We start from the raw sequence: 12779 nt of genomic DNA on the forward strand, positions 1-12779 counted from the left end.
CATTTTATATAAAAGAATTCTATGCGTAAAATTTGTATTTTGTTGCTGGTATTACTCTGCGGTAATGTTTTGCGCGCACAGGTTACACCGGTAACTCAAGATACAACTAAAACTCAGTTTTCAGTAGGAAAGATAGATATAGAGGACCCTCCAAGTGTACTTTCTGCATATAGGTATGATCCTATTACAGATCGTTATATTTACACTACTTCGGTAGATGGTTTCTCTATCAATTACCCTTTAATTTTAACTCCAAAAGAATACGAAGATTTAGTTCTAAAAGAATCGAGACGAAATTATTTTAGAAAAAAATCGGATGCCATTGATGGCAAAAAAGCTGGTGCCGAAGCTGCCAAAAAAGATTTATTGCCAAGATATTACATTAATTCGAGTTTGTTCGAAAGTATCTTTGGAAGTAATACTATAGATGTAAAGCCCACAGGATCAGTAGAAATGGATTTGGGTTTACGGTATACTAAACAAGATAATCCTTCATTTTCTCCAAGAAACAGATCTTCCCTCACTTTTGATTTTGACCAAAGGATCAGTATGAGTTTAATGGGAAAAATAGGAACTCGTCTTGAAGTAAATGCCAACTACGATACACAATCAACCTTTGCTTTTCAGAATTTGTTTAAACTGGCTTATACGCCTTCAGAAGACGATATTGTTCAGAAAGTTGAGGTGGGTAATGTTAGCATGCCTTTAAATAGCACACTTATTCGAGGTGCGCAAAGTTTATTTGGGGTCAAAGCACAGCTGCAATTTGGTAAGACAACCATTACGGGAGTTTTTTCAGAACAAAAGTCACAAACCAAAAGTATAGTCGCAGAAGGTGGAGGAACTGTCCAAAACTTTGATTTATTTGCTTTAGATTACGATAATGACCGACATTTCTTCTTATCGCAATACTTTAGAAATAAGTATGATGCTTCATTAAAAAATTATCCATTAATAGACAGCCGTGTTCAAGTTACAAGAATCGAAGTTTGGGTAACCAATAAGCAGAACAGAGTCACAACACAAAGCAATAACTTAAGAAATATTATTGCACTTCAAGATTTAGGAGAAGGTCAGGTTTCTGGCGTGCCAGATAACGAAGTGGTTGTGATTACAGATTCGAATGGTTTCTTTAATAACCCTATTGACTCTCCAACAGATAATACCAACAATAAATACGATCCAGCATCAATTGGAAAACCAGGGAGCTATTTAAATTCTAATATTAGAGAAATTGTAACCGCAAAATCTGGATTTAATAATGCTAATACAAATGAAGGTACAGATTATTCTGTTCTAGAAAATGCTAGAAAATTAACTACAAACGAATATACTTTTAACCCGCAGTTAGGTTATATCTCATTACAGCAGCGTTTGGCCAATGACGAAATTTTGGCAGTTGCATTTGAATATACAGTTGGAGGAAAAGTGTACCAAGTTGGTGAATTTGGTAGTGATGGTGTGGATGGAACCGTAGTTACAGGAAACAATAACGGAAATCAGGCAATTGTAACGCAGAGTTTGGTGTTGAAAATGCTGAAAAGCAGTTTAACAAATGTTCAGAATCCAGTTTGGAACTTGATGATGAAAAACGTGTATCAAATTCCGCAAGCCTACCAAATCAAACAAGAAGATTTCAGGCTTAATATTCTTTATACAGATCCTTCGCCAATAAATTATATTACACCGGTTCAAGGAACTCTTTTTCCGGATGATGATCCTGTAAATCCTGATCCAAACAATTATTATATTACAAAGACACCACTGTTAAATGTATTTAACTTAGATCAGTTAAATTATAACAATGATCCACAAAAAGGAGGAGATGGATTCTTTGATTATGTTCCGGGAGTAACTGTTGATGTGCAGAATGCGCGAATTATCTTCACCACAAAAGAGCCTTTTGGAGAGCTTTTATTTAGAAAATTAAATACTAATTCTGGAGAAAGCTATAATGATCCATCTACTTATAACCCGAATCAGAAGAAATATGTGTTTAGAAACATGTATAGAAATACTCAAGCGGGTGCTTTGCAGGATAGCGATAAAAACAAATTTTTATTAAGAGGAAAATATAAATCTTCAGGTAGTAACGGTATTCCAATTGGTGCCTTCAACGTTCCGCAAGGATCTGTGGTTGTAACGGCTGCAGGACGAGTGTTGGTAGAAGGTATAGATTATAGTGTAGATTATCAATTAGGAAGAGTGCAGATATTAGACCCTTCGCTTCAAGCTTCTAATACCCCGATCGAAGTTTCATTAGAAAACAATTCGATCTTTGGACAGCAGACAAGACGATTCATGGGATTCAACATTGAACATAAAATTTCTGAAAAGTTTGTTGTTGGTGGTACTTTCTTAAAAATGACGGAACGTCCTTTTACTCAAAAGTCAAGCTATGGACAAGAATCTGTAAATAACACTATTTTTGGATTTAACGGAAATTACTCTACAGAAGTCCCGTTTTTAACAAGATTAGCTAATAAACTGCCAAATATAGATACTGATGTTCCTTCTAATCTTTCGATTCGTGGGGAAGTGGCATTTTTGAAACCAGATGCTCCAAAAGCAAGTGATTTTGAAGGTGAAGCTACTATTTATATCGATGACTTTGAAGGTACTCAGACCACAATCGATATGAGATCTGCTTATGCATGGAGTTTGGCTTCGACGCCATTTATTAATTCGGCCAACGATAATACTTTTAACGCTAATTCAAATACGCTAGAGTACGGTTACAAACGTGCGAAATTGTCTTGGTATACGATTGACCCGATTTTCTATACTTCAAAACCATCTGGAATCTCAAATGATGATTTATCATTAAATACAACAAGAAGAATATATAGTAAAGAGCTCTACCCAAATACAGATATTGCGCAAGGGCAGATTCAAGTGGTAAATACTTTAGATTTGACGTATTATCCATCAGATAGAGGGCCATATAATAATAACCCTAATTTTGCTTCGAGTAATCCTGCAACAAATTTTGGAGGTATTATGCGCGCACTGAACTCTACTAACTTTGAGCAGGGTAATGTCGAATATATTCAATTTTGGGTATTGGATCCTTATGTTGGTAATGGACAGGCTCAAGGTACTAACAGCGGAAAAATTTATTTCAATTTAGGTGAAGTTTCGGAAGACGTTTTAAAAGACGGAAGAAAACAATACGAAAATGGTTTAGGTCCAGATCAGGTTATGGTAAACCCACGACCAATTTGGGGAGACGTTCCTGCATCTCAATCCTTGATTTATGCATTTGATACCAATCCGGATAATCGTAAGAATCAGGATGTCGGTTTAGATGGTTTGCCAGATGCAAAAGAAGGATCGGTTTATAACAACTATGCAGGAGAGTCGGATCCTGCAGCAGATAATTATACGTACTTTTTAAATACAGAAGGAGACGTTTTACAGCGTTATAAAAAATACAACGGAACAGAAGGAAACTCAGCTGTAAGCGTTGATGATCCAAACCGTGGTTCTACAACTCTTCCAGACGTTGAAGATATCAATCGTGACAATACCATGAGTACAATCAATGCATATTATGAATATAGTATTGATGTGAGACCAGGCATGCAGGTTGGAGAAAATTATATCACAGATATTAGAGAAGTTCAGAACGTAGAACTTCCGAATGGAGGTTCAACCAATGCAAGATGGATTCAATTTAAAATTCCAGTTTCTAAACCTCAAAACACTATCGGAAATATTACAGACTTTAGATCAATCCGTTTCATGCGTATGTTTATGACTGGGTTTAATGATCAAATGACGGTTCGTTTCGGAGCTTTAGATTTAGTTAGAGGAGAATGGAGAAAATATACAGGAACACTAGATGCAAATGATACAAATCCTGATGATGATGGAACTCAATTTGATGTCGCAGCAGTTAATATTCAAGAAAATGGTACAAAATGTCCAGTGAACTATGTTATTCCGCCAGGAGTTCAAAGAGAGCAATTGTACAATAATAATACAATCATTAACCAAAATGAACAGTCTTTAGCAGTTAGAATTGGAGGTTCAGGATTAGAATATCAAGATTCTCGAGCAGTTTTCAAAAATGTAAGTGTCGATATGCGTCAGTACAAAAAATTGAAAATGTTCCTTCATGCGGAATCGCTTCCAAATGAAAATCAGCTTTTGGATGATGAGATGATCGGATTTATTCGTTTCGGTAATGATTTTACGCAAAACTTTTATCAAGTAGAGATTCCGTTAAAAGTAACAAGAACAGGCGGATCTTGTACTATCAGTCCAGATCAGGTTTGGCTTGAAGAAAACAATATTGATTTGGCTCTTTCTTTATTGACAAGAATGAAGATTTTAGGAATGAATATCGATATCAATTCTCCAAAAAGAGATATAAATGGTATCTATTATCCAGACCGAGATCCAGATGTCGAAGGAGGTGACCAAGACAGTAAATTAACTTTAGGTATTAAAGGAAATCCGAATTTTGGTTTAGTTCGAAATCTAATGGTCGGAGTAAAAAGTGCGGCAAACCATAAAGATATTATGGGAGAAGTTTGGTTTAACGAACTTCGTATGTCTGATTTGGAAAACAAGGGTGGTATGGCTGCATTACTGAATGTAGATACCAATATGGCCGATTTAATGACATTGTCTGCTTCTGGTAAAAAGAGCACTATTGGTTTTGGTTCTCTTGAACAAGGTGCCAACGAGAGAGATCGTGAAGATATTCAGCAGTATAACATTGTAACGAACATAAATTTAGGAAAGTTGCTGCCTCCAAAATGGGGTATTAATCTTCCGTTCAATTATGCTATCGGAGAAGAGGTTATTACGCCAGAATACGATCCGTTTAATCAGGATATCAAGTTAGATCAATTGATTAAAGAGACTACAGATCCAGCAGAAAAAGAAAATATAAGAACGCGTGCAGTTGATTATACTAAGCGTAGAAGCATCAATTTTATTGGAGTAAGAAAAGATAGAGCGCCAGAGAAGAAACCTCATGTTTATGATGTAGAAAACTTTACTTTTTCTCAATCATACAATCAGGTAGAAAGGCACGATTATGAAGTGGAGAATTATAATGATGAACAGTCTAATACAGCCGTAAATTATGCTTATACTTTCCAGCCAAAAGAAGTAGTTCCGTTTAAGCAAACCCAATTCATGAAAAAGAGCGATTATTGGAAAATGCTAAGCGACTTTAACTTTAATTATCTTCCTTCGAATGTTTCGTTTAATACTAACATTTTAAGGCAAAGCAACCGCCAGCAATATAGACAAGTTGAAGATGTTCAAGGTATCGGACTTGATCCGCTTTACAGAAGAAATTTTGCATTCAATTACCAATATGGTTTCGGATTTAATTTGACAAAATCTTTAAAATTGAACTATACGGCAGCATCAAACAATATTGTTAGAAACTTTTTGAACGACGATAATACGCCAAAAGAAGATTTTAATATCTGGGATGATTATTTTGATATTGGTATACCCAATCAGCATTTGCAGCAATTGGTTCTGAATTATGATATTCCAATCAATAAAATTCCAATATTTAGTTTTGTAAAAGCGACTTATTCATATACGGCCGATTATAACTGGCAGAGATCATCAACGGCAATGTCTCAGTATCAAGAAGAAAATCCAGATGGAACGAAAACGCTGTGGGATTTAGGAAATACGGTTCAAAATGCCAATTCAAATACGTTTTCGACGACATTGAATATGAATACGCTGTATAAATATTTGGGTCTTACACCAGGTTCAAAACCTGCGAAAGCAAAACCTGCAGCACCGCCAAAACCAGGAGAGAAAATTGTAAATACGACTAAACCAGTTACAAGCAGCAGTCCTTTTTATGATGGTTTGATTGGAGTTTTGACGAGTATTAAAAACGTTCAGATTAACTATACTAAAAATAGCGGAACAGTTTTACCGGGTTATATTCCTGGTGTAGGTTTCTTTGGTACATCTAAACCTTCGTTAGGATTTGTGTTTGGTAGCCAAGATGATGTGCGTTTTGAAGCGGCTAAAAACGGATGGCTGACAAGCTATCAGAATTTTAACCAAAACTTTACTCAAGTAAGCAACAAACTATTGAAAGTAACGGCAAACGTAGATTTGCTGCCAGATTTAAAGATTGATTTGGCTATGGATCGTGCTTATTCTGAAAATTCATCAGAACAATATAGTGTGGATCCTGCAACAAATGAATATGTGCCCTTGTCTCCATATACGTACGGAATGTTTTCTATTTCGACCGTGTTAATTAAAACGGCTTTTTCAACAAGTACAGAAACTGAATCGTCTGCATTTGACGATTTTAGAAGCAATCGTTTAGTTATCGCAAATCGTTTGGCAGAGCAACATTATGGAGGTGGAGAAATTCCTAGATATGGGGATATAAATAACCCTATTCCAGCAGAAACAGATCCTAATTATAAAATATATGTGGCGAATGAAGGATATCCTATTGGTTTCTCAAAAAGCAATCAAGCGGTTTTACTTCCTTCATTTATGGCAGCTTATACGGGTGCAGATGCTTCAAAGAGCTCAACAGGCATTTTTAGGAGTTTTCCTATCCCGAACTGGAGTGTGAAATATAATGGTTTAATGCGTTATAAGTATTTTAAAGATCATTTTAGACGTTTTTCTTTGCAACATAATTATAGAGCATCGTATACGATCAGTCAGTTTAGATCTAATTTTGATTATTTCGAAAATCCGGCAGGACAGGATGTAAATACGAACTTCTTTAATAAAACGATTATGTCTAATGTCAACTTAGTGGAACAGTTTAGTCCACTTCTTAGAGTTGATTTTGAGCTGAAGAATTCATTCCGTTTATTGACAGAGGTTAAAAAAGACCGTGCTTTGTCTATGAGTTTCGACAATAATTTATTGACAGAAGTTAGAGGAGTAGAGTACGTTGTAGGAGTAGGATATCGTTTTAAAGACGTAATTATTTCATCAAGATTGGCAGATAATCCAACTGGAATTATTAAAAGTGATATCAACATAAAAGCCGATTTTTCATATAGAAATAACGAAACTCTGGTTCGCTATTTAGATTACGATAATAATCAGCTGGCAGCAGGACAGAATATCTGGACGTTAAAATTGACAGCAGATTATGCTTTCAGTAAAAACTTAACAGCAATATTCTATTATGACCATTCGTTCTCGAAAGCAGTTATTTCGACTTCTTTCCCTTTAACGAATATCAGATCAGGTTTCACACTTCGTTATAATTTCGGAAATTAAATTTGAGTTTCTAAACTAAATTTTATTAGAAGATTATTACATTTGTGGCTTAAATTTTAAACAATCAATTTTCAAACACAACTATTATGAGCATACCAGCAAATTTAAAGTACACAAAAGATCACGAATGGGTTAGCATCGAAGGTGATGTTGCAACAGTGGGAATTACTCATTTTGCACAAAAAGAGTTAGGAGATATCGTGTATGTTGAAGTAGAAACTTTAGATCAGACACTTTCAAAAGATGAGGTTTTTGGAACTGTTGAAGCTGTAAAAACAGTTTCTGATTTATTTTTACCATTATCAGGAGAAATCATTGCGTTTAATGATGATTTAGAAAGTGCTCCTGAAACAGTAAACTCAGATCCTTACGGAGCTGGATGGATGATTAAAATAAAAATTGCTGATGCATCAGAAATCGATTCTTTATTGTCTGATGAAGCTTATAAAAATTTAATCGGTGCCTAAACAACTCTTATTAATTTGGGCAATTATCTGCTCTGGAATCATTACTTATTTTTGCTTGACAGATTCTAGTAATATACCAGCGGTTAATTTTCCAAGTATTGATAAAATTGTACATTTCTGTTTTCATTTTGGATTCACCATTTCTTGGATTTTATTTTTCAAGAAAGAATTAAAAGGAAAAGATGCGGATGATTATAAAGCTTATTTGATTTCGTTTATATTTTCTGTTTTTTTTGGAATTACAATCGAAATTCTTCAAAGTGCCCTTACGCTAACAAGAGCTTCAGATGTTACAGACGTTCTGGCAAATGCGCTTGGAGCAGTTGTGGCAGTTTTCTCAGCAATAGGATTTAAAAAGCAAATCGATAAAATATAATTTTAGAAACCCACTTCGGTGGGTTTTTTATTACAAGAAAATCAAGCGTTTAAAAGCTATGTTTTTTCAATATAAAATGTACTTTTGTGCTGGTTTCCTGCAACTTCTATCAAAATGAATGTAAAGCAATATTTGGACTCAACGTATTTAAAAACTGCATCGCAAGCTGGTCTTTCGGAAGCAGAAAATACTATTGTAGTCAAAAATGCAATTGCCGAAGCAATTCAAGAAGGTTTCAAACTAATTATGATTCGCCCAGAATATGTAGCTTTGGCCAAACAAATGATAGCAGAAGCCAATTCTGTCCTATTAGTCGGAACAGTGATTGATTTTCCGGAAGGGAAGTCAAGTTTGGAAGATAAGATTAAAGAAGCAAATGAAGCCATAGCCAACGGAGCTGACGATCTAGACTTTGTCTGCAACTATGAAGCATTCAAAAATGGCGATCTCGATTTAGTAAAAAAAGAAATCCTGATCGGAACACAAATTGGACTGGCAAATGATAAAACAGTAAAATGGATTATTGAAGTTGCTGCCTTAACAGATAAAGAAATTATTCAGCTATCTGCCTTAATAAAACATGTTGTAGTATCTAATTTTAAAGAAGATGATTTTGAATCTGTTTTTGTAAAATCGTCTACTGGTTTTTACAAAACAGATGATGGTGTTCCGAACGGAGCAACAGTCCCAACCATAATTATGATGCTTGAAAATGCTTCGCCGCTTTCCATAAAAGCAGCCGGCGGAGTCCGTTCATTTGAAGAAGCAGCTGAGATGATTCGTTTAGGAGTAAAACGTATCGGAACTTCAGCAGCAAAAGCAATTGCAAACGGAGAAATATCCCCAAATCAATATTAAATAAATACCCAAATTTTAAGTGAATAAGTTTTTTTTGTCCCTTGTCTTAATTTTTTCATTCTCTATTGTTTTTTCTCAACAAAATGGTAATTCTTCGGTTCAGCCTGGTTTTACAGCAGAAATGTTTCCAGTTTTTCCAAACTGCGAAAATTTAGATAGTAAAAAATTAGAAACCTGTTTTTATAAAGAAGTTCAAGATTTTGTTTTTAGCAATTTTCAAGTGCCAGAAAAATTAAAACAGAGCAATTACAAAGGGGCAGTAAAATTACTTTTTGAAGTAAATGCTGAAGGAGAATTTAAAGTGATTTATGTTTCTGCTGAAACAGAAGAATTGTCTAAAGAAGCCAAAAGAGTTTTCGGGATATTTCCAAAAATAAAACCTTCAACTTACAACGGAAAACCAACGTATTCTAAATACACGATTTCTATTGATATACCGCTAAAAAGTTCTGCGCAACTTGCGGCAGAAGCTCAGGCAGCAGCAGAAATAGAAAAGCAGACAGCAAAACCAATGACGGAGTTGGATAGTATCGTGTATAAAAAATACCGAAATCCAGAATTCGATAGTCATTTAAATATCCCTTTTTCGCATAGTTATTATGCTCAGTTTGATGCAGAAATGAATCAAGTCGGAAGCAATAGCCATACAGCTTCTAAGCCGTATACGTATGCTGAGGTTTCAAAGTATTATAATTTGAGAGCGGTGAATGAATCGTTGCAGAAAAAAGCTTCAACTTGGCTAGGAAGAAAGTGGTGGAATGAAAACCTAGTGCAGATCCAGGGAGAAGATTACTGGTTTGCTTTAAACCCGATTGTTGATTTACAAATGGGTAAAGCTTCAGATCTGGATGCTTCTTACACTTACGTAAACACCAGAGCTCTTAATTTTAGAGGAGGTCTTGGAAAACAGATAAACTTTACCACTACATTTTTTGAAAGTCAAGGAAGATTTGCAGGATACTTTAATGATTATGCTGAGTCTATTAAACCATCAGGAGGAAATCCAGCGATCATTCCTGGAGTTGGAATTGCAAAAAGATTCAAGACAGATGCTTACGATTTTCCTTTAGCGGAAGCGAATATTACTTTCGCACCAGGAAAAATATTTGATTTTCAATTAGGTTACGGAAGAAATTTTATTGGGGATGGTTATCGTTCTTTGTTAGAAAGCGATGGAGCAAGTCCGTACCCATATTTTAAACTGAATACCAAATTCTGGAAAATTAAATATACCAATACGTATATGTGGATGAAAGATGTTCGTCCTGAAGTAACGGCTGAAAAAACTTACGCGACAAAATTCATGGCCAATCACTATTTGAGCTGGAATGTTTCGAATAGAGTAAACTTAGGTTTTTTTGAATCTGTAGTTTGGACAAATACCAATAACAGAGGTTTTGATGCTAATTTTGTTAATCCGATTATTTTTTACCGAGCAGTAGAATTTGGTTCTTCATCTAAAAGTGGAAATGCGCTTTTAGGAATAACAGGTAAATACAAATGGAATAACAGTATAAATCTGTATTCGCAATTTTTGATTGACGAGTTTTCTGTTTCTGATGTTGGAGCAGGGAATCAAAGCTGGAAAAACAAATTTGGATTTCAGTTTGGAGCAAAATACTTTAATGCATTTAATGTAAAAGATTTGTTAGTGCAGGTTGAGTATAATCGTGTGCGTCCTTATGTTTACTCTCACAGTGCTGTTATTACAAATTACGGACACAACAATCAGAGCGTTGGGCACCAATGGGGCGGGAATTTTAAAGAACTTATTGCAATTGCAAGATATCATAAAGGACGCTGGCTTGCAGACGCTAAGCTGACAGTAGGAACCAGAGGTTTAGATTTTGATACTGCACAAGACTCTTATAACTATGGTGGAAATATTTATAAAAGCTATGATGTAAAACGTCCGTACGATACAGGTGTGAAAATTGGACAGGGAAATAAAACAAATGTTTTTATTGCCGATGTTCAAGGAGGTTATTTAATTAATCCAATGACAAATTTGAAACTGTTTGGAAGTTTAATCTACAGAAATTTTGATCCGACTCAAGAAACAGCAACAACTTTTAAACAAAGTACGACTTGGTTTAGTATTGGTTTACGTTCAGATATTTTTAACTGGTATTTTGATTACTAGTCTTTTTAATAAGATTTTTCGAAATAATAGTGTTAAAGAATGCTGAGATCTTAATTTGTAAAGGTTTTATTGAAAAAAATCTATTTTTATAAGTTAATATTCTACAATCTAATTTGTACATTTGCACCACTCAAAAAAAATACACAAAATACAACGGTATTGAACGCTGCAAAAAATACATTATCAATCAAATCAATATTTCTAGATTTTAAAGAGATTACTAAGGCTGGTCTTGCTATTAGCGTGTTGTTCTCTTCTATTGCTGGATATTTATTAGGAGTAGATTCTGATCATCCTTTTGAATGGAGTGTTTTGGCTGTTTTGGCAGTTGGCGGTTACTGTATGGTTGGGGCTTCAAACGCTTTCAATCAAGTAATCGAAAAAGATATCGATTCTCTAATGGATCGTACCAAAAATCGTCCGGTTCCTTCAGGGCGTATGTCTCCTAAAGTAGCTTTATTGGTAGCGAGTCTGCTTACTATTATTGGAATTGCACTTCTTTATACAATAAACGCGAAATCGGCAATGTTTGCTGCGATTTCTATATTCTTATACACAAGTGTTTATACGCCATTAAAAACAGTAACTTCGTTGTCTGTTTTTGTTGGAGCTTTTCCTGGTGCAATTCCGTTTATGTTAGGTTGGGTAGCAGCAACAGGCGAATTTGGTATTGAGGCAGGAACTTTATTTTTAATTCAATTTTTTTGGCAGTTTCCACACTTTTGGTCTATCGGATGGTTTTTATATGAAGACTATGAAAAAGCAGGGATCTTTATGCTTCCGACAGGTAAAAAAGATAAAGGAACAGCATTGCAAATCATATTGTATACAATTTGGCTTATTATAGCTTCGTTATTACCAGTATTAGGTTTTACGGGGCAATTGTTTATTTCTCCAACTGCAGCGGTTTTAGTGTTTCTGTTGGGGATTTGGATGCTTTTTTATGCAGTTCGTTTGTATAAGCTGAGAACTCCAAAAGCAGCGAGAACATTAATGCTGGTGAGTGTTTCTTACATCTCACTTCTGCAGATTGTATTTATAGTAGATAAATTTTTAAGATAGTTATGGAAATGACATTAAAAACAAATGAAGAACAAGTAAGAAAATCAAAATCAGCAAAACTGATTCTGCTTTTCGCAATGGTTAGTATGACCATGATGTTTGCTGGTTTGACAAGCGCATTTGTAGTAAGTAAATCAAGAGCAGACTGGTTGAAAAATTTTGAACTTCCTTCTGCTTTCTATTGGAGTACAGCAGTAATTATTGCTTGTAGCGTTACTTTTCACTTGGCAAAAAAAGCTATTCAGAAAGACAATAGAAGCGCAGTTACAGGATTGCTTCTTGGAACTTTAGCTTTAGGGGTTTTATTTGTGGTATTGCAATTCAAAGGATTTGGACAAATCGTTGCTGAAGGGTATTACTTTACAGGAGAAGGTAGTTCGATTACTACAACTTTCCTTTATGTGGTGACAGTTACACACTTGTTGCACTTGGCTGGCGGATTAATTTCACTTTTAATTATAATTTATAATCATTTTAAACAAAAATACAATTCGACTCAAACTCTTGGGATAGAGCTAGGTGCGATGTATTGGCACTTTTTGGATTTATTATGGGTATATTTATTTTTATTTTTATATTTCTTTAAATAAGAAAAAAACGTAAATTTGGGAACTTTTTAACG

The 12779-nt window shown here is 34.8% G+C and carries 7 protein-coding genes; all 7 read left to right on the forward strand.

Going from position 1 to position 12779, the window contains the following annotated elements; translation table 11 throughout:
* Positions 1-21 precede the first annotated feature (21 nt).
* The 7 genes from sov to ACNRYB_RS07900 all read left to right on the forward strand — a co-directional run bounded on the left by sov (position 22) and on the right by ACNRYB_RS07900 (position 12747).
* Positions 22-7251, forward strand: a complete 7230-nt coding sequence (sov, locus tag ACNRYB_RS07870; protein WP_473729719.1) for a T9SS outer membrane translocon Sov/SprA — start codon at positions 22-24, stop codon at positions 7249-7251.
* Positions 7252-7337: 86 nt separating this feature from the next.
* Complete coding sequence (gene gcvH / locus ACNRYB_RS07875; RefSeq protein ID WP_129748712.1) at positions 7338-7718, forward strand: glycine cleavage system protein GcvH; 381 nt, start codon at positions 7338-7340, stop codon at positions 7716-7718.
* A complete protein-coding gene (locus ACNRYB_RS07880; protein WP_129748713.1) occupies positions 7711-8094 on the forward strand; it encodes a VanZ family protein in 384 nt (127 codons plus the stop codon). The genes gcvH and ACNRYB_RS07880 overlap by 8 nt, the downstream gene beginning before the upstream one ends.
* A gap of 114 nt (positions 8095-8208) precedes the next feature.
* Complete coding sequence (deoC, locus tag ACNRYB_RS07885; RefSeq protein WP_473729720.1) at positions 8209-8952, forward strand: deoxyribose-phosphate aldolase; 744 nt, start codon at positions 8209-8211, stop codon at positions 8950-8952.
* A 19-nt stretch (positions 8953-8971) separates the two neighbouring features.
* On the forward strand, positions 8972-11095 hold the full coding sequence (locus tag ACNRYB_RS07890) for an energy transducer TonB (RefSeq protein ID WP_473729721.1): 2124 nt from the start codon (positions 8972-8974) through the stop codon (positions 11093-11095).
* A gap of 159 nt (positions 11096-11254) precedes the next feature.
* Positions 11255-12157: a heme o synthase gene (cyoE, locus tag ACNRYB_RS07895; protein ID WP_473729722.1), complete on the forward strand. Its 903-nt coding sequence runs from the start codon at positions 11255-11257 to the stop codon at positions 12155-12157.
* 2 nt (positions 12158-12159) lie between these two features.
* Positions 12160-12747, forward strand: a complete 588-nt coding sequence (locus ACNRYB_RS07900; protein ID WP_008467366.1) for a cytochrome c oxidase subunit 3 — start codon at positions 12160-12162, stop codon at positions 12745-12747.
* The last annotated feature ends 32 nt before the right edge of the window (positions 12748-12779 follow it).

Source organism: Flavobacterium sp. CR10, assembly GCF_055814415.1.